The following is a 26,600-nucleotide window of genomic DNA, read 5'->3' on the forward strand; positions in this document are numbered from 1 at the left end:
TCTGCTTCAGGCCGCCCGGGCGGTCTCGAGGGCCTTCCACACGATCTCGGGGGTGGCGGGCATGTCGAGATGGGTGATGCCGTCGGCCGAGAGGGCGTCCACCAGCGCGTTCATCAGGGCGGGCGGCGAGCCGACCGCACCGGCCTCGCCCGCGCCCTTCACCCCCAGCGGGTTGGTCAGACAGGGGATGGAGACGAGGGAGACCTCGATGGGCGGGAGGTCGCCCGCGCGGGGGAGGGCGTAGTCCATGAAGGAAGCGGAGAGGAGCTGGCCGCTCTCCTTGTCGTAGACGGTGTTCTCGAGCATCGCCTGGCCGATTCCCTGGGCGACGCCGCCATGGACCTGGCCCATGACGATCATCGGGTTCAGGGCGTGGCCGACATCGTCCACCACGAGGTAGCGGGCGACGTCGATATGGCCCGTGTCGGGGTCCACCTCGACCTCGGCCACGTGGCAGCCGTTGGGGAAGGTGTGGGCGGGGATGCCCGCGACCTCCGCGGCGTCGAGCAGGGTCACAGTTTCGCCGCGGGCGGCGCGGGCGTGCTGCTGCTGCGCGAGTTCGAGGATGCCGATGCCGCGGTCGGTGCCGGCGATGGCGAAGCGGCCGGCGGCGAACTCGATGTCGCCGGGGGCGGCTTCCAGCGCCTCGGAGGCGGCTGTCTTGCCCTTGTCGATGACCGTCGCGGTGGTGGCGAGGATGGCGGTGCCCTCGGAGTAGAGGGAGCGGGCGCCGCCGGTGCCGCCGCCGGTCGGGATCTCGTCGGAGTCGCCCTGGATGATGCGGATCTTCTCGACGGGCACGCCGAGCTCGTTCGCGGTGATCATGGCGTAGGCGGTCTCGTGGCCCTGGCCGGTGGACTGGGTGCCGACGAGGACCTCCACCATGCCGTCGGCGGCGAAGCGGACCTCGGCGCGCTCGCTGTCGGCGCCGCCCGTGGCCTCGAGGTAGTAGGCGAGGCCGATGCCGCGGCGGCGGCCCCTGGCGGCGGAGGCGGCGCGGCGGGCGGAGAAGCCGGGCCAGTCGATGGCGGCCAGGGCGTGGTCGAGCACCTGAGTGAAATCGCCGGAGTCGTAGGTCTGGCCGACGGGCGTGGTGTGCGGCATCGCGGAGGGCGGGACCATGTTGCGGCGGCGCAGCTCGACGCGGTCGATCCCGGTTTCGCGCGCGGCGGCGTCGATCAGGCGCTCCACCATGTAGTTCGATTCGGGGCGGCCCGCGCCGCGATAGGCATCGACCGGCACGGTGTTGGTGGCGACGCCGATGACGTTCGCGTGGATGGCGCGGAAGCCATAGACGCTGGCGAGCACCTTCGTGCCCGCGGCGGTCGGGATGAAGGGCGCGTAGGTGGAGAGATAGGCGCCCATGTTCGCGATGTTGCGCGTGCGGAGCGCGAGGAACTTGCCGTTCGCGTCGAGCGCGATCTCGCCGGTGGTGATGTTGTCGCGGCCGTGGGTGTCGGAGAGGAAGGCCTCCGTGCGCTCGCTCGTCCAGCGGACGGGGCGGTGCAGGCGGCGGGCAGCCATCATGCAGAGGGCGTATTCGGGATAGGTGAAGATCTTCATCCCGAAGCCGCCGCCGACATCGTGGGTGACGACGCGGATCTTCTCGGGCGGGATGCCGAAGGTGGCGCCGGCCAGCGTGCTCTTCAGCGGCCAGGAGCCCTGGGTACCGGCGTGGAGCGTGAAGCGCTCGGTGGCGGGGTCGTAGTCGGCCAGGGCGGCGCGGCCCTCCATGGAGGCGACGACGACGCGGTTGTTCACGATGGTCAGGCGCGTGACATGGGCGGCCGTCGCGAAGAGGCGCTCGGTCTCGGCGGGGTCGCCGGTTTCCCAGTCGAAGACGGTATTGTTCGCGATCTCCGGCCAGACCTGCGGCTGGCCGGGAGCTGTGGCGGTCGCGAGGTCGGTGATGGAGGGGAGGGTTTCGTACTCGACCTCCACCGCCTCGGCCGCGTCGCGGGCGGCGTCGTAGGTCTCCGCGACGATGAAGGCGACGGGGTCGCCGACATGGCGGACGAAGCCGTCGGCCAGGGCGCCGCGGGGGGTATTTCCGCGGGGCGAGCCGTCGCGGTTCTTCATGGGGACGGCGCAGGGAATCTCGCCCAGGCCTTCCTCCTTCCAGTCGGCGCCGGTGAGGACGGCGAGCACGCCCGGAAGCGCCTTCGCCGCCGCCGTGTCGATCGACAGGATGCGGGCATGGGCGTGGGGGGAGCGGAGGATGTAGCCCCGCGCGGCACCCGCCGCGATGCCGTGGGCGGGCAGGTCGTCCGTGTAGCGGCCGCCGCCGATGAGGAGGCGGGGATCCTCGATCCGCCGCAGGGGCTGGCTCAAGCCGAACTTCGCCATGGTCGCGTCCCTCTGATCAGCCGTTCGGCGCATCATGTGCGATGCGGCGGGTGATCGGGAAGGGGGGCTTCAGGCGAAGACGATGCCGCCCTCGATCCAGCTCGCCGTCGTGGTCTTGAATTCCGTGCTTTCGGAGAAAGCGAGCACGAGGTCGGTGCGGGTCAGCGTGCCGGCGTCGATGCCGGTCTTCCAGTAGTTGAAGCCCGTGCTATCGGGCGCGCGGCCGAGGACGTTCACGTAGAGCTGGTTGATGAAGCCGGCATTGTCGGGGCTGCCGAAGCGGGCCGCGAACTCGCTGCTGGCGGTGAAGGCGACAGCCATGTCGCTCAGCGAGAGGCCGTTGTCGAAGGAGGTGTCCCAGTAGCGCAGCCCGGTCTCGTCCGGGTGGCGGCCGAGGGTGGCCTGGTAGAGGCGCGCGATGGAGGCGGCGTTCTCGTCCCCGTCCCAGAGGCCGTTCGGCAGGGTCGCGGCGATGCGGGTCTTGAACTCGGAGGATTCCGAGAAGTTGACGACCACGTCCTGCCGGGTGGCGCCGTGGGAGAGGTTGTTCAGCCAGTAGTTGAGGCCTGTTGGGTCGGGGGCGCGGCCGAGGACGTTCCTGTAGGTGAGATTGACGAAGCCCGCGTCGTCGAGCGCGCCGAAGCGCGTGTTGTACTCGGTGCTGTTGACGAAGCCGGCGGCGACGGCGGCGAGGCCCTTGCCGGCCTGCAGCTCGGCCGTCCAGTAGTTCTGGCCGACGCTGTCGGGGGCGCGGCCGAGGGCAGCCTGGTAGAAGCGGTAGACCTGCATGGCGGGGTCGTTGGAGGCGTAGACGAGCCGGCCGTCGAGGAAGGCGAAGTTCTCGACCGTGTAGAAGGTCGTGGTCTCGTCGCCGGAGCGGATTGTTCCGCCGAAATAGGGTACGGGACCGCCGTTGATGGTCTGCGTGGCGCTGGCGCTCGGGGTGATCGTGATGGCGGTCGCGCGGCGGCCGTGCTCGACGGCCAGCGTGTCGATACCGGCGCCGGCATAGACGGTGTTGATGCCGCTGCCGCCCGCCAGCCAGTCGTTCCCGGAGCCGCCGTATAGCGTGTCGTTCCCGACGCCGCCAAAGAGAGAATTCGCCCCGTTGCCGCCGTTGATGCTGTCGTTGCCATCCTCGCCGAACAGGCGCTCGTCGCCGGCGCCGCCCAGGATCGTGTCGTTGCCGCCGCCGGCGAAGACGACGGAGCGGCGGTTGGTGTTCCAGATCGTCTCGGCGCTCGCGTCGCCGGTCATGACGACGGAATCGGTGTCGGCGTCGTAGCGCGCGCTCGTCGCCCAGGCGGGTTCCTGCGACTGGGAGCCGTAGATGTAGGAGATGGTCGCGAGGTCGTAGGGCTGGAGGCCTGTCGGGTTCGGCGAGGAACGGTCGTAGGACATGACCGTGTTCGCCAGCTTGTCGAGGGCGGCCGGCAGGACCGTCAGGTTGCCGACGGTCCTGTCAAAGGGGTGTTTCAGGCCGAGCGTGTGGCCGATCTCGTGCAGCAGGACGAGGTAGCCGTAGGAGCCGGGCACCATGCTGTCCGCGCCGTTGCCGTATAGGGCGGAGGAGAGACGGATCGTGCCGCCCATCGGGTACTCGCCGGTCCCGGCGTAGGCCGAGGACATGTTCTCGTGCATGAAGCGGATGTCGATGCCGGCGCCGCCGGCATGGTCGGGCACCTCGACGAAGGTGAGGCCGGAGGCGCCCGCCCAGGCGCTGAGCGCGAGCCTGGCCGAGGCCATCTGACCGGCGCTGAGCGGGCTGAAGCCGTTGGCCGGGGTGCCGGCCTCGGGTGATTGGGCGAAGCTGAAGTTCACCACGCCGCCGCGCCCGATGGCGCCGTTCCAGCCGGGGTTCGAGTTGGCGAGGAGGGCCTGGATCTCGACCGGGAGGGCGGCGGCCTGGTCCGGCACGGGGGCTCCGGCGGCCTCGCCGGGGCCGTTCTCCTCCGGCATGGCGGAGCAGCCGAGGCCCGCGGCAAGGCTGGCAGGATCACACAAGGCGCACACGGGCCGACTCCGGGGCTTACAGCAACGTTACGATGCTCGTCCGTTCTCCTGTGCGCAAGGGCAATCCGGCGGTTTTACTCCGCCGGGCCCGTGCTGGGCACCGTAGCGGGCGTGCCCGGCGGCTTGGCGCCGAACCATCCCTTCACGCGCTCGCGCGTGGCTTGGAAGACCACGTAGAGCATCGGGATCATGAAGATGCCGATGATGGAGGCCGCGAGCATGCCGCCGAAGACCGGCGTGCCGACCGCGCGGCGGGAGACGGCGGCCGCGCCTTCGGCCGTCACCAGCGGCACGAGGCCGAGGACGAAGGCGATGGAGGTCATCATCACCGCGCGGAACCTCAGGCGCGCGCCCTCGGCCGCGGCCTCGCGGATGGGCATGCCGCGCTCGCGCGCCTCCTTGGCGAACTCGATGATGAGGATGCCGTTCTTGGCGGCGAGCGCGATCAGCACGACGAGGCCGATCTGGGCGTAGATGTCGAGCGAGAGATCGGCCAGCACGATGGCGCCGAAGGAGCCCAGCACGCCGACGGTGATGGAGAGAAGGACCGGGATGGGGATGGTCCAGCTCTCATACAGGGCGACGAGGAAGAGGTAGGCGAAGAGGACCGCCAGCGCGAGGATGTAGGCCGTCTGCCCCGTGGCGAGCTTCTCCTGGTAGGCGGTGCCGGTCCAGGCGTAGCCGTAGCCGCTGGGCAGCACGCGGTTGGAGAGCTCCTCCATGGCCGCGAGCGCCTGGCCGGAGGAGATGCCGGGCTTCGGCGCGCCGTTGATCGAGATGGCGCGGTAGTTGTTGTAGCGGAAGATCGTCTGCGGCCCGAGGACGGTGCGGATGTCGGCGAGGGCGCGGAGCGGCACCATCTCGCCGCTGTTAGAGCGGACCTGGATGCGCCAGATGTCGTCGATGTCGTTGCGGTCCGCGGCCTCGGCCTGGATGTTCACCTGCCAGACGCGGCCGTAGAGGTTGAAGTCGTTAACGTAGATGCCGCCCAGCGCCGCCTGGAGCGTGGAGAAGATGTTGGCGATGGGCACGCCGAGCGCCTGCGCCTTGTCGCGATCCACGTCGAGGTAGAGGGAGGGGTTGTTGGCCGCGAAGGTCGAGAAGACCGCGGTGAGGTTCGGGTCCTGGTTGGCGGGCACGATCAGGCCGAGCATGGCGGCGGAGAGGGCGTTGATGTCGCGGCCCTCGTAGTCCTGCAGGATGTACTCGAAGCCGCCGCCGGTGCCGAGGCCGATGATGGGCGGCAGGTTGAAGGCGAAGACGTTGGCGGTGCGGATGCCCTGAGTCTCGCCGAAGACGCGGCCGATGGCGGCCTGGACGGAGTTCGCCACGCCCTCGCGGTCCGCGAAGGGCTTCATACGGATGACGAGGAAGGCGGAGTTGGACTGGGCGCCGCCGTCGATGAGCGAGAAGCCGACGATGCCGAGCGTGCCCTGGACGGAGGGGATGGGGCGGACGATGTCCTCGATCTGGCGCACCACCTCCCGCGTGCGGGAGACGCTGGCGCCGGGCGGGAGCTGGGCCTGGACGAAGAAGGCGCCCTGGTCCTCCTGCGGGAGGAAGCCGGTGGGGGTGACCTTGCTGATGGTCCAGATGCCGAAGGCGAAGCCGGCCGTCAGCAGGAGGGAGAGGACGGAGACGCGGACCAGGCGGCGGACGCCGCCGGCGTAGCGGTCACGCGTCCAGTCGATGCCGCGCAGCACGTAGCCGATCGGGCCGCGGCGGGGGCCGTGGTGGGGCTTGAGGATGATGCCGCAGAGCGCGGGGGAGAGGGTGAGCGCGTTGATGGCCGAGATGACCATGGCGGCCGAGATCGTGACCGCGAACTGGCGGAACAGCTCGCCCGAGAGGCCCGGGATGAAGGCGATGGGGACGAAGACCGAGAGAAGGACGAGGGTGATGGCGATGATCGGCGCCGTGATCTCCTGCATCGCCTTCTTGGTGGCGTCCTTCGTCGATAGCTCCGGATGGTCGGCCATCACGCGCTCGACGTTCTCGACCACCACGATGGCGTCGTCGACCACGATGCCGATGGCGAGCACCATGGCGAGGAGCGAGACCGTGTTCGCGGAGTAGCCGAGGCCGAGAAGGATGATGAAGGCGCCGATGAGGGAGACCGGCACGGCGATGGTCGGGATGATGGTGGCGCGCCAGGAGCCGAGAAAGAGGTAGACGACGACCACGACGAGGGCGAAGGCCTCGAGCAGGGTCTTGATGACCTCGTGGATCGTCTCGTTCACGAAGTCCGAGCTGTCGTAGAAGACGGTGTAGTCCACGCCCGTGGGGAAGCGGGTCTTCAGCTGCTCGAGCTGCGCCTTCATGGCGTTGGAGACCGTGACGGCGTTCGCGCCCGGGGCGAGGTAGACGCCGAAGGCGATGGCGGGCTGGCCGTTGAAGCGGTTCTCCGTGTCCATGTTGGCCGCGCCCATCTCGACGCGGGCGACGTCCTTCACGCGCAGCACCGAGCCGTCCTGGTTGGCGCGGACGACGATGTCGCCGAATTCCTCGGGCGTCGTGAGTCGGCCCTTGGTCTCGAGGTTGATCTGGAAGGACTGGTCGTCGCCGATGGGGCGGCCGCCGAGGCGGCCGACGGCGGCCTGGACGTTCTGCGCCTGGATGGCGGCGATGACGTCCTGCGGCGTCATGTTGAGCGAGATGAGGCGGTCCGTCTCGAACCAGACGCGCATGGAGTAGTCCTGCGCACCGAAGACGTTCACCTGGCCGACGCCCTGCACGCGGGCGAGGTCGTCGAGCATGTTGATAGTGAAGTAATTGGAGAGGAAGAGCGGGTCGAGGTTCGTCGTGGAGTAGACGAAGCCGAACATCAGCACGGCCGAGGACTGCTTGCGGACGACGACGCCGGTGCGCTGCACCTCCTGCGGCAGGCGGGCGAGGGCGGCCTGGACGCGGTTGTTGACGTTCACCGTGGCCAGGTCGGGGTCGGTGCCGAGGGAGAAGGAGACGTTGAGCGTGTAGCTGCCGTCATTGGCGGAGTTGGAGCGCATGTAGATCATGCGGTCCACGCCGTTGATCTGGCCTTCCAGCGCCTGGCCGACCGTCGATTCCACCACGGCCGCCGAGGCGCCGGGATAGCGCGCGGTGACCGAGACCTGGGGCGGGACGATGTTCGGGAACTGCGAGACGGGGATGCTCAGCATTGAGATCGCGCCCGCGATCAGGGTCAGGATCGCGATGACGATCGCGAGCCGCGGGCGGTCGACGAAGGTGCCGGAGATCATGGTTTTCTACCCGGCTTTCTAACGGGCCGTGCCGGACTGGTTGGCGGGCGGATTGGCCGCCGAGGGCTGGCTGGTGCCGGGGTTGCCGGTCGAGGTCGCGGCCGGGGCGCCCGGGGGCGAAGCGCCGGCGCCGCCGGGCGCGCCCTGGGCCCGGCCCTGGTTCGCCCCGCCGGGGGCGGCGGAGGCGGGGCTGTTGCCTGCTGCGGCAGGACGGTCGCCGGCCGCGCTGCCGGAGGCGCTGCCGCCCGGGGCGGGGGCGCCGCCGCCGGGGGAGGAGCCGGGGGCGCCGGGCTGGCCCGGGCCGGGGGCTACGGGCGCGGCGTTCACCTGCTGGCCGGGGCGCACGCGCTGGATGCCCTCGACGATGACCTTGTCGCCGGGGTTGAGGCCTTCCTCGATCACCGCGACCTCGGGCGTGCTCTTGCCGAGACGGAGGTTGCGGCGCTGGGCCTTGCTCTCGGCGTCCACGACGAAGACGTAGCTGCCCTGCTGATCCTGGAGGACCGCGGCGCGGGGGATGGTGATGGCGAGCACCGGCTCCACGCCCTGGACGTAGACGTTGACGAACTGGCCGTCGATCAGGTCGCGATCGCCCTCGTTCCCGGTGGGCGGGTTGGGGACGCGGGCCCGGATGAGGATGCTGTCGGTCGCCCGGTTGATCTGGTTGTCGATGAAGTCCACGCGGCCGATCTGGGGGGAGAGTCGGCCGTCCGTTGTGCGGAAGCGGATCTGCACGGCATCCGCCCCGCCGCGGGAGGCGTAGCGGTCCCGCAGCTCCAGCGCCTGGCGCTGGGAGACGGGGAAGGCGACGCGCATCGGGTCCTGGCTGACGATGGTGGCCAGGGTGCCGCTGGTGGGGCCGACGACATTGCCGATCGTGACGTTGGTCCGGCCGATCTTGCCGTCGATGGGCGAGGTGATCTCGGTGTAGGCAAGGTTGATCTCGGCCGAGCGGGCGGCGGCGCGGGCGGCGAGGAGCTGGGCGTTGGCCGTGCGCTCCTGGGCAGTCGCGTTGTCGAGCGTCACGCGGGTGCCGGCGCCGGTGCGCTGGAGTTCCTGCGCGCGGGAGAGGGCGACGCGGGCGTTGGTCAGCTCGGCCTCGGCAGAGGCGATGTTGGCCTGGGTGCGGGCGACCTCGGCCTCGAAGGTCTGGCGCTCGATCCGGTAGAGGACGTCGCCGCGCTTCACCTCCTGGCCCTCCCGGAACACCACCTCCTGGAGGAAGCCGGTGATGCGGGCGGCGATGTCGACGCGCTGCACCGCCTCCACCCGCCCGACGAACTCGGTGCTCTCGGTGACGGGGCGGCGGGCGGCTTCCTGGACGCCGACGGCCGGCGGGCCCTGCGGGCCGAACTGCGCCAGAGCCGGTGCGGGCGCGCCGCAGGCCAGGCCCAGCGCGACAGCCAGGAGGAGGGCGGGGGCGGCCGGCCGTGCCGGACGGATTGTGCGACGCGTCATGGCGCGCATGTGGCGGAGCCTTCCCGATGCTGCAAGCGGGCTGAACCGTTTAGTTCAGCGCTGAGCGCTCCGCATAACGCTCTGAGGAACGTTTTCTGCGGACTGAGAATGCAACTAACGCGCGGTTCCGTATCGCGCTACAAATTTTCCTTCGCATATGTTTAAGTCACCTCTGCTAGTCTGATGTGCGGCCGTAGCATTGTGGTGAGCCTGGCCTTGAAGCGGGCTGAACCATTTCGGCTGGAATAACGGCGCGCCGGCGCCAGGAACGGGAGCTAAGCCTTTGGATCCGAATGTGCTGACCGACGAGGCGGCGACGATCCGGACGGAGATTTCCCCGCGGCCTGCAAGCTCGGGCGGGGATTGGGGGCGTTCCAAGGCACCCAAGGGGCGCCTGCTTTCGCCGCCCTCCACCGCATCGGGCGTGGCCGCGGTCGGGCGGGCAATGACGGTGCTCGGGGCTTTCCGCCCCGGCGACACGGCGCTGCCGCTGCGGGTGCTCGCGGCGCGGACGGGCCTCTACAAGAGCACGATCCTGCGGCTGCTGGCCTCGCTGGAGCGGTACTGCTGCGTGCGGCGCAATGCCGACGGGTCCTGGTCCCCGGGGCCGATGCTGCTGCACTGGGGGTCGCTCTACGTGCGCGGGCTCGGGCTGGAGACGCTGGTGCAGCCGGTCCTCGACTCGCTGACCGAGGCGACAGGGCAGGGGGCGACCTTCTGGGTGAAGCTCGACGACGAGCGGCGGATCTGCCTCTACCGCGCGGCGCCGCCGCGGACGCTACGGGTGGCGGTGCAGGCGGGCGACATGATGCCGCTCGGTTCGGCCGCGACGGGCCGGGTCTTCGCCGTGTGGGATCCGGCGGCCGGCGAGGCGGCGGAAGCGGCGCCGGAGGTGCCCGCGGGCGGCTACCCGGTGATCGCGACCCAGGGCAGCCGGGAGCTGGATGCGGCCGCCATCTCGGCGCCGGTTTTCCAGCCGGGGCGCGTGCTCTGCGGGGCGCTGACGCTGTCGGGCTCGAACGAGCGGCTCTGGCCGGAGGTGGAGCGGGTGAAGCCGCTGGTGGCCGAGGCGGCGGCGGGGCTTACCCGGGCGCTGGGGGGATAGGGGCGCCGCCGCCCCACCCTGTCAGCCCGCTGTAAGCTTCGGGTTCGTTCACAACTTGTTATTGCACTAGGTGGATAATTCTGCTCTCATTGTCGTGAGGGAGATCACCGATGTCGACTTCGATCACGAGCCTGAAGACCGAGATTGCGGATGCCGCGAGCGCCGCGCCCGAGCGGCTTCGGGTCGGGACGAGCGTCGCCGTGATTGGCGTTCTCTCCGGCGCGCTCTGGTACGGCATCTACGCCGCGGCAGCCTTTCTGTTCGACTGAACCTTCCGCCACAGCCCTTCCTGGGCGGGGCGGGAGAGCTTCTCCGGATATCGGCGGGCCCCTGAGGTCCGCCGTTTGCATTTCCGGAACCTGGAGCCGCCGTGTCAGGCGGGGCGGCGGGTCAGCAGGATGAAGGCCGTCGTGCTGGCGGCGATGGCCAGCGCGAAGAAGACGAGGCCGGAGCCGATGCCTCCTGCGGCCACGACCGGGCCGGAGGCGGCTTGCAGGAGTGCCGCGCCCGAGAAGAAGGCGAGATTGATGGCCGACATCGCCTTGCCCGCGCTATCGGCCGAGACCGCCGTGCGCGCCATGGCGAAGACGAGCGGCTGAACCGAGATCATCAGGTCGAAACTGAGCAGCATGGCGCCGTCCCAGGCGGGGCGGAGGGCGCCGAAGGGGCCGCCCGGGCCGCCGAGGGCGACGAGTGCCAGGCAGACGGCCGCGCCCACATGGCCGGCGATGAGCAGGGCGCGGCGGTGGCCGAGCCGGCGGTCCGCGATGCCCCAGAGGGCGGGGCCGACCACGAGGGCGGTGGTGGCGAGGAGGAGGATGTTGCCGGCCTCCACGCGGGGGAGGCCCTTCATCTCCATCAGCCAGGGGCCGCCCCAGAGGCCGCGCACGCCGATGACGGCGGCGAAGGAGGAGAAGGCGAGGATGGCTGCGCCGCGGAGCGGGGGCGAGGCCATGATGCGGAGGACTTCGCGGGCCTCGCGCGCGGGGCTGCGGCCTTGCGCGGCGGAGGGGCGGTCGTGGACGAGGAGGGCGACGAGGGCGATAGCCGCCAGGGCGAGGGCGGCCGAGGCCCAGTAGCCGGCGCGCCATCCCGCGGCCTCCACCAGAAGGGCGAGGGGGCTGGCCGAGAGGAGCATGCCGCTGTTTCCGATCGCCTGGATGAGGCCGGACCAGAGGCCGAAGCGGGCGGCGGAGAGGTTCTTCGCGGCGTAGGTGACGGGACAGATGAGCATGCCCGCGCAGCCCAGGCCGAGCACGACCTGGCCGAGCAGGAAGCCCGCCGCGCCGCCCGCGATGGCTGCGAGCACCGTGCCGAGGGCGATAACGGCGATGAGCGCGAGGGCGGTGCGGCGCACGCCGAAGCGGTCCAGCGCGACGCCGATCGGGATCTGCGCGAGGGCGAAGGAGAGGTTGTAGGCGCCGGTGAGGGAGGCGAGTCCCTGGGCGGTGACGTCGAGGTCCCGCCCCAGCATGTCCGCGGTGATGGCGGGCAGGGTGCGGACGGTGTTCGAGATGACGTGCCCGAGGGCGAGGGCGACGATCGGGGCGGTGAAGGCGATCGAGGTTTCCCGGACGTCGGGTGACGCCAAGGGGGCACCGGATGGGGCCATGGGAAGCGTTCTCTCCGCGCCCCGCCCGGCGATGGGGCGGGGTCGTTTTGTTCGTGAGTGCCCGGAGGGCTAGTTCCGGAAGATCTTGCCGGGGTTGAGGATGCCCTTGGGGTCGAGGGTGGCCTTGATGCTGCGCATCACGGCCAGGGCCTCGGGGCCGTGCTCGGTCTCGAGGAACTCGGCCTTGCCGATGCCAACGCCGTGCTCGCCGGAGCAGGTGCCGCCGAGCGAGAGGCCGCGGGCGACGATCTTGCGGTCGAGCGCCCAGGCCTGCTCGATGGCGGCGGGGTCGTCCTGGTCCACGAGGATGACGGTGTGGAAGTTGCCGTCGCCGACATGGCCCACGGTGCAGCAGGCGAGGCCGGAGGCGTCCACGTCCTCCTGCGCGCCGAGCAGGGCCTCGGCGAGGCGGGAGATGGGGACGCAGACATCGGTGGTGATGCCTCGGGAATTGGGCCGGCTGGCGATGGCGGCCCAGTAGGCGTTGTGCCGGGCGGTCCAGAGCTTGTTGCGGGTCTCCTGGTCGGCCGCCCAGGCGAAACCGAGGCCGCCCATCTCGGTCGTGATGGCCTGGACCGATTCCGCCTGCTCCTTCACGCCGGCCTCGGTGCCGTGGAACTCGAGGAAGAGGGTGGGCAGCGGCTCCATTCCCTCCAGCTTCGAGTAGGCGATGCAGGCGGTCATCTGGGCGGTGTCGAGCAGCTCGATGCGGGCCACGGGGATGCCGAGCTGCATGACGGCGATGACGGATTCGACGCAGCCCTTGAGGTCGCGGAACTGGACGACGGCGGCGGAGGTCGCCTCGGGGATGCCGTAGAGGCGGAGGCGGATCTTGGTCACGATCCCCAGCGTGCCCTCGCTGCCGATGATGAGGCGCGTCAGGTCGTAGCCGTTGGCGGCCTTGCGGGTGCGGCTGCCGGTGTTGATGACGCGGCCGTCCGCGAGGACGACCTCCAGGCCCATGACGTTCTCGCGGATGGTGCCGTAGCGCACGGCGTTGGTGCCGGAGGCGCGGGTGGCCACCATGCCGCCGAGGGTGCAGTGGCTGCCGGGGTCCACGGGGAAGAAGAGGCCCTGGTCGCGCAGGTGGTCGTTGAGCTGGTGGCGGGTGACGCCGGGCTCCACGAGGCAGTCCATGTCCTCCTGGCTGACGTCGAGGATGGCGGTCATGCGCGAGAGGTCGAGGGTGATGCCGGCGCGGACGGGGGTGACGTGGCCCTCGAGGCTGGTGCCGGCGCCGAAGGCGGTGACGGGCACGCCGTGGCGGTGGCAGAGGGCGAGGAGCTGGGACACCTCCTCGGTGGTCTCGGCGAAGGCGACGGCGTCGGGCAGGACGGGGGTGGTGGTGTCCTCGCCCCGCGAGTGCTGCTCGCGGATGGCGTTGTTGGTGGAGATCCTGTCGCCGAGGAAGGCGCGGGCCTGCGCGATGACGTGGTCGACGGGGCGGGTTTCGGCGGTCATGGCGGGTGGCTCCGGCCGGGGTGGTCTGGAAGGGTCGTAGGAGCTTCGCGGGACCCTGGGAAGGAGGGGCCGGGCCGATCCCGAAGCCGTGCGGCGGCGCATTCCCGGGATGGGGCGGATTGCGCGAGCGGGACGGCGGGGGAAGGATGCCGCCGCAGGCCACGCCGCAGATTCCCGTACCGGGAACAGGGGCGGGCGGGGATGGAGGAGCGCCGGATGGCGAACAAGCTCAAGGATGCCTGGAAGGCCGGGAAGAAGACGGTGAACGGCTGGCTGGCCTTTCCGACCGCCTTTTCGGCCGAGGTGATGGCCAGCCTGGGCTTCGACAGCCTGACGGTGGACCTCCAGCACGGGGTGCAGGACTACCAGTCCGCCGTCGCCTGCTTCCAGGGGATGCAGGGGCAGGGGCCCGCGGCTTCCCCCACCGCCATGGCGCGGGTGCCGTGGAACGAGCCGGGGATCATCGGTAAGCTGCTCGATGCCGGGGCGCAGGGGTTGATCTGCCCGATGGTGAACACGCGGGAACAGGCGGAGGCCTTCGTCGCGGCCTGCCGCTACCCGCCGCACGGGACGCGCTCGAACGGGCCGATCCGGGCGTCCCTTTATGCCGAGCCGGGGCGGTACTTCTACAACGCCAACGACGAGGTGCTGTGCCTGCCGATGATCGAGACGAAGGAGGCGCTCGACAACCTCGACGCCATCCTCGACGTGCCCGGCGTGGACGGCATCTATATCGGGCCGAGCGACCTCGGCATCTCGCTGGGCATCCTGCCGCCGATCATGGACCGCGAGGAGCCGGAGATGCTGCGGACCTACGAGCGGCTGGTGCGCGCGGCGACCGACAAGGGGCTCGCGATCGGTATCCACTGCACGACCGGAGCCTATGTGAAGCGCATGCACGGGATGGGCTTTACCTTCGGCACCATGGGCAGCGACATGACGAACATGGTGATCGGCGCGAAGGCGCAGATGGCAGCGCTGAAGGGCTGAGCGGGTGACTCCGGGGAGAGGAAGAAAGAATTCTTCCTCTCCCCGGACCCCTCTCCATCATCTTTTTCTTCAAGTTTGAGCGGCGCCAGTGGCCGGTGCGCCTCGGGTCGTGGACCCGAGGCGACTGCACGCGCAGGAAGGTCCCGCGACAGCCAAATAGGGATCCGAGGGCCTCAGGCCCTTGGCGGGTGAGGATCGGAGAGGGCAGGGCCCTCTTCGCGGCTCCGCCAGGGAAAGATCACCGCGTCTGGGCGATCTGGCGCATCAGGCGCAGTTCCTCGTGGTCGGTTTCGGCCAGGAGGCCGGTGAGCATTTCCTCTGAGGTCGTGCTTCCGGCCTCGTGCTCGATCAGCGCGCGTCGGGCGCTGCGGATGGCGGCCAGTCTGATCTGCAGGCGGGCGAGCATTTCCGCCTGGGTGCCGCCGGCGGCGACGCCGGAGTAGACGCGGTCGATGTCGCGGAACTCGCCCACCAGGTCGCGGGCGATGGCGCCGTCGAGCGGGCTGTCGAGCCGGCCCTGCACCTCGTCGAGCGCGGCGCGGGCCATGACGCGGCGAGCGGCGGCTTCCTCGCGGTCCATGCCGTCGCGGCCGGGGAGGGCGACCTTCAGCCGCATGATGATCCAGCCGAGCGTGGTGCCCTGGACCACGAGGGTCGCGAGGATGGCTACGAAGGCGAGAAAGACGAGCAGCTCGCGGTGCGGGGTGTCGTTGGGCAGGGCGATGGCGGTGGCCAGCGAGACCACGCCGCGCATGCCGGCCCAGCCGATGACTGCCGCTTCCCGCGGGAGAGGCAGGCCGTCTTTCTCCGCGAGAAAGCGGGCAAGGGAGGGGGGCAGCAGCGCGAAGGGCATGACCCAGGCGAGGCGGGAGAGGATAAGCGTGGCAGAGAGGGCCGCCGCGGAGAGGGCGAGGAAGCCGATGGGGTAGGGGCCGAGCCGCTCGAGGATGCCGTGCAGCTGGAGGCCAACGAGGATGAAGACGAGGCTGGTGAGCGCGAACTCGACGAAGCCCCAGGTAGCGCGCGCCTCCGTCCGCGTGCGCGCGCTGAGCAGGTTGCGCTGGCCGCGGACGAGGAGGATGCCGCAGGTGACGACGGCCATAACGCCGGAGACCTGAAGCGCCTCCGCGGCGAGATAGGCGACGTAGGCGGTGAGGAAGGTGAGGGCGACCTCCAGCAGGCTGTCGCCGAGGCGGGGGGTGAGGCGGCCGGCGACCCAGGCGACGGCCCAGCCGACCGCCATGCCGCCGAGGCCGACGCCGAGGAAGGTGAGCGCGGCCAGCGCCGGAGAGACGCTTCCGGCCGCGAGGGCGCCGACCGCGAGGCGGAATAGCACGAGGGCGGAGGCGTCGTTCATCAGGCTTTCCCCCTCCAGCACGGTGACGACGCGCTGGGGCAGGGGAAGGCGCTTGAGGACGGAGGCGGCGGCGACGGCGTCGGGCGGGGCGACGACGGCGCCGAGGGCGATGGCGGCCGCCCAGGGCAGGTCCGGGAGGAGGAGCCGGGCGACGACGGCGACGCAAAGGGCGGTGAAGAGCACCGCCCCGAAGGCGAGCAGGAGGATGGGGCGGATCGAGGCGCGGAATTGCCGCCAGTCCGTGCGCCAGGCGCTGGCCTGCAGGAGCGGGGGGAGGAAGGCGGCCAGCGCCAGTTCGGGGTCCAGCCGGAGATGTGGAAGGCCGGGGACGAAGGCGAGGCCCATGCCGCCGAGGACGAGGACCACCGCATAGGGCAGGCGCGTGCGGCGGGCGAAGACCGCGAAGGCGACACAGGCCGCCATCAGGGCCACGGTGATCTCGAGCAGGTGCATGGCGCCAGTTTGGGGCCGCCCGGCGGGCGGCGGAAGCGGCGCTACTTGCGGCCCAGGATCGCGAGGACGACGACGATGAGGGCGATCAGGCCGAGGGCGACCATGCCTGGACGACGGCGAAGTTCTCCGCCTCCCGCGAGGCGATGAGGGCGGCAATGGCGCCGGCGACGATGAGCAGGATGCGGAGCGGCATGGCGGCGGGTTCCGTGGGGAGAGGGGGCGACCGGGGCGGCGCCCCCTCTTCCATCCTGGCGGTCAGGCCCGGCCGTAGGTGTCCTCGAAGCGGACGATGTCGTCCTCGCCGAGATAGGCGCCGGCCTGCACCTCGATGAGGGTGAGCGGGATCATGCCCGGGTTCTCCAGCCGGTGGACGCAGCCCAGCGGCAAGTAGACGGACTCGTTCTCGCGCAGCAGCAGGCGCTCGGCGTCGCGCTCGACGATGGCGGTGCCGTTCACCACCACCCAGTGCTCGGCGCGGTGGTAGTGCTTCTGGAGGGAGAGCTTCTCGCCGGGGCGGACGAGGATCTTCTTCACCTGGAAGCGATCGCCCTGGATGAGGCCCTCGTAATGGCCCCAGGGGCGGTACATGCGGCGGTGGGCGCCGGCCTCGGGGCGCTTCTGGGCCTTGAGCTGGTCCACCAGCTTCTTCACGTCCTGAGCGCGGTCGCGGTGAAGGGCGAGCACCGCGTCCTCGGTCGCGACGACGATGACGTCCTCGAGGCCGACGACGGTGGTGAGGATGCCTTCGGAGCGGACGTAGCAGTTCGTCGCGTCCACGAGGGAGACGGGGCCGTGAGTGGCGTTGCCTGCGGCGTCCTTGGGCGAGACCTGCCAGAGCGCATCCCAGGAGCCGACATCGGACCAGCCCATGTCGGCCGGGACGACGGCGGCGTGGGCGGTGCGCTCCATCACGGCGTAGTCGATGGAGATGGAGGGGGCCTCGGCGAAGGCGGCGCCGAGGCGGACGAAGTCGAGGTCGCGGCCGGCGGTCTCGACGGCGGCGCGGACGGCCGAGACGAGCTCGGGCGCCAGGCGCTCCAGCTCGGCCAGAAGGGTGCTGGCGCGGGCGACGAACATCCCGGCGTTCCAGAGGTGGCGGCCGCCGGCGAGGAACTCGGCCGCGCGGGCGGCGTCGGGCTTCTCGACGAAGGAGGCGATGGCCGAGGCGCCTTCCAGGCCCGGCAGAGGGGCGCCGGCCTCCATGTAGCCGAAGCCGGTCTCGGGCGTGGTGGGGCGCATGCCGAAGGCGACGATGTGGCCGGCGCGCGCCGCCGCGGCCGCGCGGTCGAGGGCCGCGTGCAGCGCCGGCAGGTCCTTGATCGCGGCGTCGGCGGCCATGATCCAGAGGAGGGCGTGCGGGTTCTCCTCGGCGGCGAGGATGGCGGCGGCGGCGATGGCGGGGGCCGAGTTGCGGGCCGCGGGCTCGAGCACGATGCGGCCGCCGGCGACGCCGGCCTCGCGCAGCTGCTCGGCGACGAGGAAGCGGTGGGCTTCCGCGCAGATGATCATGGGGGGTGCAAAGCCGGGGCCGGTGGCGCGGCCGACCGTCTCCTGGAGCATGGTGGAGGTCCCGACCAATGGCCAGAACTGCTTCGGGAATCCCTCACGCGACAGTGGCCAAAGGCGGGTGCCGACGCCGCCGGACAGGATCACGGGAACAACACGATCGTCGGACATGGGCTCTCTCTGCGGACGCGGGAGAGGTAACGGAGAGGAGAGCAAAAGAAAAGCCGCCCCGGTTTCCCGGGGCGGCTTTGGCAGGGCCTGTTGTGGCCGGGCTACTCGGAAGGCGCTACTCGGCCAGGGCCTTGTCCTTGCCCGAGCGGAGACCCGGCAGGAGCATCGCGGCGAGCGCGATGAAGGCGATGCCGAGCAGAGTGGCGCTGATGGGCCGCTCGACGAAGATGGTGATGTCGCCGCGGGAGAGCAGCATGGCGCGGCGCAGGTGCTCCTCCATCATCGGGCCGAGCACGAAGCCGATGAGAAGGGGCGCGGCCTCCATCTTAAGCTTGGAGAAGATGTAGCCGAGGATGCCGAAGAACAGGGTCTGGTAGACGTCGAAGACCGAGTTGTTCAGCGAGTACACGCCGATCGCGCAGAAGACGAGGATGGCGGGGTAGAGGAACTTGTAGGGCACCTGGAGCAGCTTCACCCACATGCCGATGAGCGGCAGGTTGATGACGAGGAGCATCAGGTTGCCGACCCACATGGAGCAGATGAGGCCCCAGAAGAGGTCCGGCTGGGCCTCCACCATGCGCGGGCCCGGCTGGATGCCCTGGATGATCAGGGCGCCGACCATCAGCGCCATGACGGCGTTGGCGGGGATGCCGAGGGTGAGCAGCGGGATGAAGGAGGTCTGGGCGGCCGCGTTGTTCGCGGACTCAGGACCGGCCACGCCCTCGATCGCGCCCGTGCCGAACTCGTGGCGGTGGGACGAAACCTTGCTCTCGAGCATGTAGGAGCCGAAGGCGGCCAGCGACGCGCCGCCGCCGGGCAGGATACCAAGGACGGAGCCGAGCAGCGTGCCGCGGAGCACCGGGGCGACGCAGCGCTTGGCCTCTTCCCGGGTCAGCATGAGGCTGCCGACCTTGCTGGAGAGGACCGAGCGGGCCTCGGGGCGCTCGAGGTTGAGGATAATCTCGCCGATGCCGAAGATGCCCATGGCGATGGAGACGAAGCCGAGGCCGTCGGACAGTTCGGGCACGCCGAAGGTGAAGCGCTGCTGGCCGGTCTGCACGTCCGTGCCGACGAGGCCGAGGGTGACGCCGAGCACCACCATGGCGATGGACTTCAGCACCGAGCCCTGCGCGAGCACGGCCGAGATGACGAGGCCGAGCAGCATGAGGGAGAAGTAGTCGGCCGGGCCGAAGGAAAGGGCTACCTGGGTCAGCAACGGACCGGAGGCGGCGACCAGGAGGGTGGCGAAGCTGCCGGCGATGAAGGAGCCGAGCGCCGCGATGGTGAGCGCGGCGCCCGCGCGGCCGTTGCGGGCCATCTTGTAGCCCTCGAGCGTCGTGACGACCGAGGAGACCTCTCCGGGCAGGTTCAGCAGGATCGAGGTGGTCGAGCCGCCGTACTGCGCGCCGTAGTAGATGCCGGCGAGCATGATGATGGCGGTGGTCGCGGGCTGGCCGAAGGTGATCGGCAGCAGGAGCGAGATGGTGGCCACGGGGCCGATGCCCGGCAGCACGCCGATGGCCGTGCCGATCAGCGCGCCGAGCAGCGCGAAGAGCACGTTGTTCAGCGTGAGAGCGACGCCGAATCCGTGCGAGAGGTTGGAGAGAAGCAGTTCCATGGTTTCTTGGCCCTTCCTATGCCCGTCGGTTCAGAAGCTACCCGGCCAAACAGGCACACGGATATCGAGCTGGCGGATGAAGACGAACCAGCAGAGGGCGCAGAGAAAGACGCACATGCCGGCGACGCCCAGCGGCCTATGGTCGCGGTCCGCGAACGAGGCGATGACGCAAAGGGCGACGATCGAGACCATCAGGCCGAGGGGCTCGAGCAGGAGCCCGAAGACGGCGAAGGAGCCGAGCACCATGCCGAGCGGCCGCCAGGCCGGGGAGATGGCGAGGAGGAGCAGGCCGATGAGGCAGGCGGCGCCGACCTGGATGTAGTTCGTGTTGTAGCCCGTGGCCTCCATCACCCGCCAGATGAGGATGCCCACCGCGATGGCGACGGCGAGGGTGACGAAGTCGAGCTTCTTCCAGTCCTCGAGGTCGTCGGGGCCGCCGCGCAGCCCGACGATGAAGACGATCGCGCCGAGCCCCATCTGGAGCCAGAGCACCAGCATTGGCATGTAGCCGGGGCCCATGCGTCGGGCGGTGCCGAGGGTGTGCTGCTCAAGGCCGAGGCCGAGGAAACCGCCGTTGATCCACAGGCCGATGAAGGCCAGGAACATGAGCAGAAATCCGGCCCAGAGATCCTTCTGACTTATTTTCATGAACGCTCCACCCTTTGCAGGCCCTCGTCGATTGCTGATCCGACCGGCAGGCGCGACGGGGGAGGGGGAGGTGAGGGCCATGCCGACGCCGGCCAGGCACCAGAGGTGTCGGCCGCCACGTCTCCTGCTCTCCGTCCCTTCTTCCCTGACGTGCCTCCCGGTACGCGGAGTCCCGGCAAACTATGGGGCACGGCTCGGCTCCACAAGCGGCAGATTCGCTGCGACCTTGTCATGGATGCTTCTTCACCTAGGGTGCAGCGCAACATACTTGCGAGAGGAGGGATCATGTCGGAGCCTAACGGCATGAGAATCAATGATCCTGACCGCCAGATCGCCGAGGCCGCGGAGGCGCTGACACCCGGGCTCGTCGCCATCCGCCGCGACATACACGCCCACCCCGAACTGGCGATGGAGGAGGTGCGGACGGCGGGAATCGTTTCACGAGAACTGGAGCGGCTCGGGATCGCGCACCGCACGGGGCTCGGGCGGACGGGCATCGTGGGCATGATCGAGGGCGGGCGGCCGGGGCCGACGCTCGCGATCCGCGCGGACATGGACGCGCTGCCGATCCACGAGGAGACGGGGCTGCCCTTCGCCAGCACCGTGGACGGCAAGATGCATGCCTGCGGGCACGACATCCACACCTCCACGCTGCTCGGCGTCGCTTCCGTGCTGAAGGATCTCGCGCCGATGCTCGCGGGGCGCGTGGCGCTCGTGTTCCAGCCGGCGGAGGAGACGCTGGAGGGCGCGGCGGCGATGATCGCCGATGGCGCGGCCGAGGGTTTCGACATGGCGCTCGGCTTCCACAACCATCCGGACATGCCGGTGGGAGAGACGGGCTTCGTGCGCGGCGCCTGCCTCGCGGCGTCCGATCGCTTCGACCTCGTGCTGCGCGGGAAGTCCGGCCATGCGGCGCATCCTGAATCCGCCGTCGATCCCATCGTGGCGGCCGCGCATTTCGTGGCGCAGGCGCAGACGGTGGTGAGCCGCGAGGTCGATCCGCTGAAGCCCGCCGTGGTCACGATCGGCATGCTGGCGGGCGGTGCGACCTACAACATCATCCCCGAGCGGGTTGCGTTGAAGGGAACGGTGCGGACGCTCGACGCCGGCACGCGCGGTATCGCGGAGGGCGCGCTTCGCCGGCTCGTCGCGGGGCTGGAGCTGGGGTTCAGGGTGCAGGCGTCGCTCGATTACCGGCGTATGGTGCCGGCACTGGTGAACGACGATGGCGTGCTGGACCGTGTGCTGCCGGCGGTGGCGGCGCAGCTCGGCCGCGCGCCGGTGGAGGGGGTGCCGAGCATGGGCAGCGAGGATTTTTCGGAGTTCGCGGCGCTGGTGCCGTCCATGCATCTGCGCGTCGGCTCCGGCGCGCCAGGCCGGGCGGACCGGCTGCACAATGCCGGCTACCAGCCGGACGAGGGCTGCATTCCCGTCGGCGTGCAGGCGCTGAGCCGGGCCGCGCTGGAGTTGCTCGCATGAAGGTCTGCGTTTTCGGCGCCGGGGCGATCGGCGGGCATGTGGCGGCGCGGCTCTCCCGCGGCGGTGCGGAGGTGAGCGTGGTGGCGCGCGGCGCCAACCTCGCGGCGATCCGCGAGCACGGGCTGACGGTGGTGGCGCGCGACGCGACCTTCACCGCGCGGCCGGCCGCGAGCGCCGACCCGGCGGAGCTGGGCCCGCAGGACGCGGTGGTGGTGACGGTGAAGGGGCACCAGCTCGGCGGCGTGGCGGAGGCGATCGCGCCGCTGCTGCGGGCGGACACGCCGGTGGCCTTCGTGATGAACGGCATCCCCTGGTGGTATTTCGACCGGCACGGCGGCGCGCTGGACGGCACCGCGCTTCCGTCACTGGACCCCGGCGGCGCGGTGCGGCGCGCGGTGGGCGTGGAGCGGACGGTGGGCGGCGTCGTTTATTCCGCCTGCACCATCACCGCGCCCGGGCGCATCGAGGTGGAGAACGAGCGGAGCAGGGTGGTGCTCGGCGGGCTGGACGGGACGGTGGGGGAGCCGGTGCGCGCCCTTTCCGCCGCGCTGGAGGCGGGCGGCATGGGCTGCCCGATCGTGCCGGACATCCGGCGCGAGGTCTGGGCGAAGCTCGTCTCGAACCTGTCGAACGGGCCGCTTTGCCTTCTGTCGCGCCAGGGGCTGGCGGCGACGCTGGTCGATCCCGCCATCCGCGAGGCGGCGCGGGCGGGGCTGGCGGAGGGGGTGGCCATCGCGCGCGGGCTCGGGATCGAGCTCGACGTCGATCCGGCGGCGCGGGTGGAGGCCTCGCGCACGACGGTGCACAAGCCGTCGATCCTCCAGGACATGGAGGCGGGCAAGGCGATCGAGATGGAGGCGATGCTGCTGCAGCCGCTGGCCCTCGCCCGGATGGCGGGGGTGCCGACGCCGGTGCTGGACCTGGTGGTCGGGCTGGCGAGGAAGGCGGCGGAGGCGACGGGGCAGTACGCAGCCGCGGCCTGAAGACCCGGGGGCCGGTGATCCGGCCCCCGAACCGGTCAGTAGCGGTAGTAGCCCGGCGCCGGCGGGTAGTAGGCGACCGGCGGCGGCGCGTAGTAGGCGCGCGGCGGGGCCGCGATGGCCGCGCCCGCGATGGCGCCGAGCGCGAGGCCGCCGATGATGCCGCCGGCGATCGCGCCGCCGCTCGGGCCGCGACGGTGCCAGCCTTGCGCCTCCGCGGGGACGGCGGCCATGAGGGTGGCGGCGGCGATGCCGCCCAGGACGAGACTGCGGAACCTGTTCATCGACTTGCCCTCCGGGGGCTGTTGAGACTTGCTCTGTCTCAGGGAACGTATCGGAAGATCATCGCCGGATTGTGGCGGCGGCGGGGTCGCATCGTGGCCGCTTCGCGGGCCGGAAGTCCATCGTGGAACGCGCCTGGGCGCCGGTCCGATGCGTAACAAATGGTGGCCTGTGGCCCCGTCATCAACCGGGGCGGGGAAGTGCGGTCTGGCCGAGGACCCAGCCCTCCCAGCGGCGGACCCAGGGGTCGTCGGGGATGAAGTCGGGGCGGGCGCCGTCGAGCACGGCGACGACGCAGAGGAGGCCGAGGAGGCTGTCGATCCGGTCCTCGCCGGCCGCGTCGGAGCCGAATCCGTCCTCGATGGACCTGGCCAGGGCGGGGGAGGGGATGACGGCGAGGCGGTCCATGGCCTGGCGCAGGGTCGGGGCGGCGGCGCGGCGGGCGGACTGGGCGCGCTTGCTGCCGGGAAAGCGGACACCGAGGTGGCGCATGGCTTCGGCGGGGTAGGTTTCGGCGAGGGCGGCGGTGCCGGGGGCGAGGAGGGTGGCGAGCGGGCCCTCGAAGGGCCAGAGGCGGAGGCGGGCACCCGCGGCCAGGGCGGGCGCGATCCAGTCGCGCCAGGCGGAGATGGCGGCCTTGCCCGTCTGGTTCGCGCCGAGGGTCCAGAAGAGGGGAGCGCCGGCCGGGCGCTCGGCGGTGGCGCGATCGCAGAGGCGGGAGAGCTCGGCAGGGCCCGCGAAGCCCAGGGCGGCGGCGTGGGCGGCGCGGGTCATGCCGCGGAACCCGCGGGCGGGGTAGAAGGGGCGGTCGGGGGAGACGGTTTCGAGCGTCTCGCTCACGCGCAGGAAGTCGGGGTTGCCGGGCAGGGCGCGGAGGAAGGCGGGGAAATCCGGTTCGGGGCGCGCGGCGGCCCAGGCGCGGGGGAGGCCGAGCGGGAGGTCGAGGCCGAGGGCGACCGGTGCGCCCTCCGCGACCAGGGCGGCCGCGAGGGCGGCGGGGTCGCCGACCGGGCGCGGAGCCTCGGCGCGCCAGGCCCCGCCCTGCCGGCGGGCGATGCTCACCCAGCGCTTGGCGGGGTGGGCGGACCAGTCGGCATGGGCGGCGAGGAGCGCGCCTTGCGGGCTCAGCGGGAGGGCTTGAGGGGCTGCTGCGCGCGGTCCAGCAGGCGGCGGAAGAGGTTCGGCTTCTTGGGCGGGGCCACCTCCGCGGTGCGGCGGGCGGTCTCGGCCGTGGTCGCGCGGCGCTCCTCCTCGCGCTCCTTCTCCTTCAGGGCGAGCCACTTCTCGAGGCTCATGCCGTTCTTGGCGGCGCGCTTGGCCTCGTAGGCGCGCTGGGCGTCGGTCATGCGCGGGGCCGCGTTCGGCTTGGGGCTGGTGGCCATGGGGAACTCTCGCGGTCGTGTGAGGCGTGGTGAATGGCGCGGCGGAGCGCGGGCAGCAAGCCCCCGCGCAGATGCGCTCGCCGGCCCGCTCTTGCCAGGGCCCGCGCGCGGGGGCAGGGCAGCGCTCGGAGGGATGGTATGATGGAAGCGCGGGTGAAGGCGGGGCTCTGGGCCTCCATGGCGATCCGGATGGGGGACCAGGCGGGCCGGCCGGGCGTGGTCCTGCGGAAGGGCGACGCGGACAGCGGCGGCATCCTGTGCGTGCTGCGCGGGCGGGAAGGGCTGGTCGTGCTCTCCCAGACGCGGGACGCCCGGGGGCGGCCGGCCTGGATGCGCGGCACCGGCGCGGCGCCGGTGGACGACGCGGCGGCCGACGCCTACGTCGCCCGGCAGGTGAAGCGCGACCCGGACCTCTGGGTGCTGGAATTCGAGGCGCCGGACCTGCTGCCGCCCTTCGAGGCGGTGATCGTCTAAGGGCGGGTGCCGGTGGTCCCGGAGAGGGCTCTGTCCTCTCCGGACCTCGCCCGCCAAGGGCCTGAGCCCCTTGGATCGCCGTCTGGCTGTTGCGGACGCGATGACCAACGGCCGGTTCCGTATCCTGGCGCCCTTCCCGGGCGTGCAGTCGCCTCGGGTCCATGACCCGAGGCGAACCGGCTATCAGGCATTTCAGACCGATGGAAAAAGATGATGGTGAGGGGGCCGGGGAGAGGAAGAATTCCTTCTTCCTCTCCCCGGCGTCACCCGAGCCGCCGCATCGAGATCAGCGATCCGTGAGCCGCAATTCGATGCGCCGGTTGCGGGCGCGCGCGGCCGGGGTGTCGGCGGTGTCGATGGGTTGGAACTCGCCGAAGGCCGTGGCGGCCACACGGTTCGGGGGCAGGCCGTCCTGGATCATGAGTTGGGCGACGGCGATCGCGCGGGCGGCGGAGAGTTCCCAGTTGCTGGCGAAACGGGGATTGCCGCGGATGGGCAGGTTGTCGGCGTGCCCGTCCACGCGGAGGACCCAGTTGGTGCCCTCGGGAATGCGGCGGGCAATGTCGAGGAGGAGGGTGGTGACGCTGGCGACCTGTTCCTTGCCGGCGTCGGAAAGGTCGGCACTGCCCTGGGGGAAGAGGACCTCGGACTGGAGGACGAAGCGGTCGCCGACGATGCGGATCTCGGGGCGGTCGCCCAGGACGTCGCGGAGGCGGCCGAAGAAGTCCGAGCGGTAGCGCTGGAGTTCCTCGACACGGGCGGCGAGGGCGGCGTTCAACCGCGTGCCGAGGGCGGCGATCTGGGCGTCCTTCTCGCGGCCGGTGGCCTCCTGGGCGTCGAGGGCGGCGGCGACGCGGCGGAGTTCGGCGCGCAGCGCGTCGAGCTGCTGGTTGAGGAGGGCGGCCTGGGCGCGGGCGCTCTCGGAGAGGCGCGCATAGGCGCCGGCGCCGGCCTGGAGCTCGGCCTCGGCGGCGCGGCGGGCCTCGGCCTCGCGGGTGGCGTTGCGGGTGGCCTCGGCGGCAGCGGCTTCGGCAGTCTGGCGGGCGCGGGTGGCCTCGGTGGCGGTCGCCTCGGCGGCCTGGCGGGCGCGGGTGGCCTCGGTGGCAGTGGCTTCGGCGGTTTGGCGGGCACGGGTGGCGTCGGCGGCGCCTGCTTCGGCGGCCTGGCGCGCGCGGTCGGCGGCGGTGGCGGCGGCCTCGGCCTCGCCGCGGCGGCGGTCGGCGGCCTCGGCACGGGCGAGGGCTTCCTGGGCCGACTTCTCGGCCTGGTCGCGCAGGGCCGCGAGGGCGCGGAGCTGGTCGTTCAGGCGGGCGATGTCGGAGAGGCGGGCCTCGATGGTGCCGCGGTCCACCGCCACCTGCTGGTCGAGGGCGGCGGCCTGCTGCTGGATGGCGGCGAGGTCGCGGCGGGCGGCCTCCAAGGCGGCGCGGGTTTCGGCAAGGTTCTGTTCGGCCCCCTGGCGGGCGGTTTGTTCCGTGGCCAGCGCCCTGCGGGTCTCGGTCAGGCCGCGGACGGTGCGGGCGGCGTCGGTGCCAGCGGCGTCGAGGCCGCCGAGGGCTTCCGTCAGGCGGGCTTCGAGGCCGGCGATGCGCTCGGCATTGCCGCGGGCGGCGAGGTCGGCGTCGGAGAGGCGGGCGGCGAGTCCGTCGCGCTCCTCCCGCAGGGCGTCGCGGGCGGTGGCGGCGCGGGCGGCCTCGGTGCGCAGGCCCGCGAGGTCGCGGCGGGCGGCGTCGCGCTCGGCGGCAGCGGTGCGGGCTTCCTCCTGGCTGCGGCCGAGATTGGCGCGCAGGTCCTCGGCGCCGGCGCGCTCGAGCGAGAGGAGTTCGGCCAGTTCGGCCACCTGGCGGTTCAGCCGGTCCAGCGCGCGGTCCCGCGAGGAGAGGGCGACGGAGAGGAAGCCCTGCGCCAGCACGAAGACGAGCAGGACGAAGATGATGATGATGAGCAGCGTCGCGAGGGCGTCCACGTAGCCCGGCCAGGCATTGGCGGATTCGCGCACGCCGCGGCGGCCGTTCCCTAGCGCCAT

20 protein-coding genes are annotated in these 26,600 nt (G+C 71.3%); 6 read left to right on the forward strand and 14 right to left on the reverse strand.

The features are described from left to right. Nucleotides 1-6 precede the first annotated feature (6 nt). The 4 genes from BO39_RS01045 to BO39_RS01060 all read right to left on the reverse strand — a co-directional run bounded on the left by BO39_RS01045 (nucleotide 7) and on the right by BO39_RS01060 (nucleotide 9,056). Nucleotides 7-2,346 (reverse strand): xanthine dehydrogenase family protein molybdopterin-binding subunit, encoded by a 2,340-nt coding sequence (locus tag BO39_RS01045; protein ID WP_043829146.1) that lies wholly within the window; start codon nucleotides 2,344-2,346, stop codon nucleotides 7-9. Between the two features lie 69 nt (nucleotides 2,347-2,415). After that, a complete protein-coding gene (locus tag BO39_RS34895) occupies nucleotides 2,416-4,350 on the reverse strand; it encodes a DUF4214 domain-containing protein (RefSeq protein ID WP_043829148.1) in 1,935 nt (644 codons plus the stop codon). Nucleotides 4,351-4,433: 83 nt separating this feature from the next. Continuing rightward, complete coding sequence (locus BO39_RS01055; RefSeq protein ID WP_043829150.1) at nucleotides 4,434-7,598, reverse strand: efflux RND transporter permease subunit; 3,165 nt, start codon at nucleotides 7,596-7,598, stop codon at nucleotides 4,434-4,436. Nucleotides 7,599-7,616: 18 nt separating this feature from the next. Then, nucleotides 7,617-9,056: an efflux RND transporter periplasmic adaptor subunit gene (locus BO39_RS01060; protein ID WP_245614881.1), complete on the reverse strand. Its 1,440-nt coding sequence runs from the start codon at nucleotides 9,054-9,056 to the stop codon at nucleotides 7,617-7,619. Between the two features lie 283 nt (nucleotides 9,057-9,339). On the opposite strand from BO39_RS01060, the gene BO39_RS01065 reads away from it, so the two are divergent. Beyond that, nucleotides 9,340-10,161 (forward strand): IclR family transcriptional regulator, encoded by an 822-nt coding sequence (locus BO39_RS01065; protein WP_052401269.1) that lies wholly within the window; start codon nucleotides 9,340-9,342, stop codon nucleotides 10,159-10,161. A gap of 110 nt (nucleotides 10,162-10,271) precedes the next feature. Further along, nucleotides 10,272-10,430 (forward strand): hypothetical protein, encoded by a 159-nt coding sequence (locus tag BO39_RS32365; RefSeq protein ID WP_156963362.1) that lies wholly within the window; start codon nucleotides 10,272-10,274, stop codon nucleotides 10,428-10,430. Nucleotides 10,431-10,534: 104 nt separating this feature from the next. Here the strand turns inward: BO39_RS32365 and BO39_RS01070 are convergent, their stop codons facing one another. After that, entirely contained in the window at nucleotides 10,535-11,752 is a 1,218-nt protein-coding gene (locus BO39_RS01070) for an MFS transporter (protein ID WP_043829152.1), read from the reverse strand. Between the two features lie 90 nt (nucleotides 11,753-11,842). Further along, a complete protein-coding gene (locus tag BO39_RS01075) occupies nucleotides 11,843-13,234 on the reverse strand; it encodes an FAD-binding oxidoreductase (protein WP_052401270.1) in 1,392 nt (463 codons plus the stop codon). 216 nt (nucleotides 13,235-13,450) lie between these two features. On the opposite strand from BO39_RS01075, the gene BO39_RS01080 reads away from it, so the two are divergent. Then, nucleotides 13,451-14,224 carry an HpcH/HpaI aldolase family protein gene (locus BO39_RS01080; protein WP_043829714.1) on the forward strand — a complete coding sequence of 258 codons (774 nt, stop codon included), beginning with the start codon at nucleotides 13,451-13,453 and terminating at the stop codon, nucleotides 14,222-14,224. Nucleotides 14,225-14,462: 238 nt separating this feature from the next. Here BO39_RS01080 and BO39_RS01085 read toward each other — a convergent pair whose 3' ends face one another. From BO39_RS01085 to BO39_RS01100, 4 genes are all read right to left on the reverse strand, one after another. Beyond that, on the reverse strand, nucleotides 14,463-16,034 hold the full coding sequence (locus BO39_RS01085; RefSeq protein ID WP_043829154.1) for a Na+/H+ antiporter: 1,572 nt from the start codon (nucleotides 16,032-16,034) through the stop codon (nucleotides 14,463-14,465). Nucleotides 16,035-16,289: 255 nt separating this feature from the next. Further along, nucleotides 16,290-17,711 carry a mannose-1-phosphate guanylyltransferase/mannose-6-phosphate isomerase gene (locus BO39_RS01090; protein WP_043829156.1) on the reverse strand — a complete coding sequence of 474 codons (1,422 nt, stop codon included), beginning with the start codon at nucleotides 17,709-17,711 and terminating at the stop codon, nucleotides 16,290-16,292. 115 nt (nucleotides 17,712-17,826) lie between these two features. Continuing rightward, complete coding sequence (locus tag BO39_RS01095; protein ID WP_043829157.1) at nucleotides 17,827-19,329, reverse strand: tripartite tricarboxylate transporter permease; 1,503 nt, start codon at nucleotides 19,327-19,329, stop codon at nucleotides 17,827-17,829. A 30-nt stretch (nucleotides 19,330-19,359) separates the two neighbouring features. Then, nucleotides 19,360-19,935, reverse strand: a complete 576-nt coding sequence (locus tag BO39_RS01100) for a tripartite tricarboxylate transporter TctB family protein (RefSeq protein WP_245614883.1) — start codon at nucleotides 19,933-19,935, stop codon at nucleotides 19,360-19,362. A gap of 327 nt (nucleotides 19,936-20,262) precedes the next feature. On the opposite strand from BO39_RS01100, the gene BO39_RS01105 reads away from it, so the two are divergent. Then, entirely contained in the window at nucleotides 20,263-21,456 is a 1,194-nt protein-coding gene (locus BO39_RS01105) for a M20 metallopeptidase family protein (RefSeq protein WP_084697741.1), read from the forward strand. After that, entirely contained in the window at nucleotides 21,453-22,439 is a 987-nt protein-coding gene (locus tag BO39_RS01110) for a ketopantoate reductase family protein (protein WP_043829160.1), read from the forward strand. Before BO39_RS01105 ends, BO39_RS01110 begins: the two co-directional genes overlap by 4 nt. Nucleotides 22,440-22,474: 35 nt before the next feature. Here the strand turns inward: BO39_RS01110 and BO39_RS01115 are convergent, their stop codons facing one another. The 3 genes from BO39_RS01115 to BO39_RS01125 form a co-directional block, all read right to left on the reverse strand. Continuing rightward, complete coding sequence (locus BO39_RS01115) at nucleotides 22,475-22,720, reverse strand: hypothetical protein (RefSeq protein WP_043829162.1); 246 nt, start codon at nucleotides 22,718-22,720, stop codon at nucleotides 22,475-22,477. 181 nt (nucleotides 22,721-22,901) lie between these two features. Next, nucleotides 22,902-23,780 (reverse strand): DUF429 domain-containing protein, encoded by an 879-nt coding sequence (locus BO39_RS01120; RefSeq protein WP_052401271.1) that lies wholly within the window; start codon nucleotides 23,778-23,780, stop codon nucleotides 22,902-22,904. Between the two features lie 62 nt (nucleotides 23,781-23,842). Next, entirely contained in the window at nucleotides 23,843-24,100 is a 258-nt protein-coding gene (locus BO39_RS01125) for a hypothetical protein (RefSeq protein ID WP_043829164.1), read from the reverse strand. A 138-nt stretch (nucleotides 24,101-24,238) separates the two neighbouring features. On the opposite strand from BO39_RS01125, the gene BO39_RS01130 reads away from it, so the two are divergent. Beyond that, nucleotides 24,239-24,574 (forward strand): DUF1491 family protein, encoded by a 336-nt coding sequence (locus BO39_RS01130; RefSeq protein ID WP_043829166.1) that lies wholly within the window; start codon nucleotides 24,239-24,241, stop codon nucleotides 24,572-24,574. 286 nt (nucleotides 24,575-24,860) lie between these two features. On the opposite strand, the gene BO39_RS29530 is transcribed toward BO39_RS01130, so the two are convergent. Continuing rightward, a complete protein-coding gene (locus BO39_RS29530; protein WP_052401272.1) occupies nucleotides 24,861-26,600 on the reverse strand; it encodes a peptidoglycan -binding protein in 1,740 nt (579 codons plus the stop codon).

The sequence above is a fragment of the Roseomonas aerilata DSM 19363 genome (genome assembly GCF_000711725.1).
Lineage (GTDB): Bacteria > Pseudomonadota > Alphaproteobacteria > Acetobacterales > Acetobacteraceae > Roseomonas > Roseomonas aerilata.

Bases quoted from the DNA above. Each gene is read 5' to 3' on its own strand.
- BO39_RS01075 (WP_052401270.1), bottom strand. From the start codon at position 13,234: ATGACCGCCGAAACCCGCCCCGTCGACCACGTCATCGCGCAGGCCCGC.
- BO39_RS01080 (WP_043829714.1), top strand. From the start codon at position 13,451: ATGGCGAACAAGCTCAAGGATGCCTGGAAGGCCGGGAAGAAGACGGTG.
- BO39_RS01055 (WP_043829150.1), bottom strand. From the start codon at position 7,598: ATGATCTCCGGCACCTTCGTCGACCGCCCGCGGCTCGCGATCGTCATC.
- BO39_RS01110 (WP_043829160.1), top strand. From the start codon at position 21,453: ATGAAGGTCTGCGTTTTCGGCGCCGGGGCGATCGGCGGGCATGTGGCG.
- BO39_RS01095 (WP_043829157.1), bottom strand. From the start codon at position 19,329: ATGGAACTGCTTCTCTCCAACCTCTCGCACGGATTCGGCGTCGCTCTC.
- BO39_RS01085 (WP_043829154.1), bottom strand. From the start codon at position 16,034: ATGCACCTGCTCGAGATCACCGTGGCCCTGATGGCGGCCTGTGTCGCC.
- BO39_RS01115 (WP_043829162.1), bottom strand. From the start codon at position 22,720: ATGAACAGGTTCCGCAGTCTCGTCCTGGGCGGCATCGCCGCCGCCACC.
- BO39_RS01045 (WP_043829146.1), bottom strand. From the start codon at position 2,346: ATGGCGAAGTTCGGCTTGAGCCAGCCCCTGCGGCGGATCGAGGATCCC.
- BO39_RS01125 (WP_043829164.1), bottom strand. From the start codon at position 24,100: ATGGCCACCAGCCCCAAGCCGAACGCGGCCCCGCGCATGACCGACGCC.
- BO39_RS01100 (WP_245614883.1), bottom strand. From the start codon at position 19,935: ATGTTCCTGGCCTTCATCGGCCTGTGGATCAACGGCGGTTTCCTCGGC.
- BO39_RS01105 (WP_084697741.1), top strand. From the start codon at position 20,263: ATGTCGGAGCCTAACGGCATGAGAATCAATGATCCTGACCGCCAGATC.
- BO39_RS01090 (WP_043829156.1), bottom strand. From the start codon at position 17,711: ATGTCCGACGATCGTGTTGTTCCCGTGATCCTGTCCGGCGGCGTCGGC.
- BO39_RS01060 (WP_245614881.1), bottom strand. From the start codon at position 9,056: ATGACGCGTCGCACAATCCGTCCGGCACGGCCGGCCGCCCCCGCCCTC.
- BO39_RS01130 (WP_043829166.1), top strand. From the start codon at position 24,239: ATGATGGAAGCGCGGGTGAAGGCGGGGCTCTGGGCCTCCATGGCGATC.
- BO39_RS32365 (WP_156963362.1), top strand. From the start codon at position 10,272: ATGTCGACTTCGATCACGAGCCTGAAGACCGAGATTGCGGATGCCGCG.
- BO39_RS29530 (WP_052401272.1), bottom strand. From the start codon at position 26,600: ATGGCGCTAGGGAACGGCCGCCGCGGCGTGCGCGAATCCGCCAATGCC.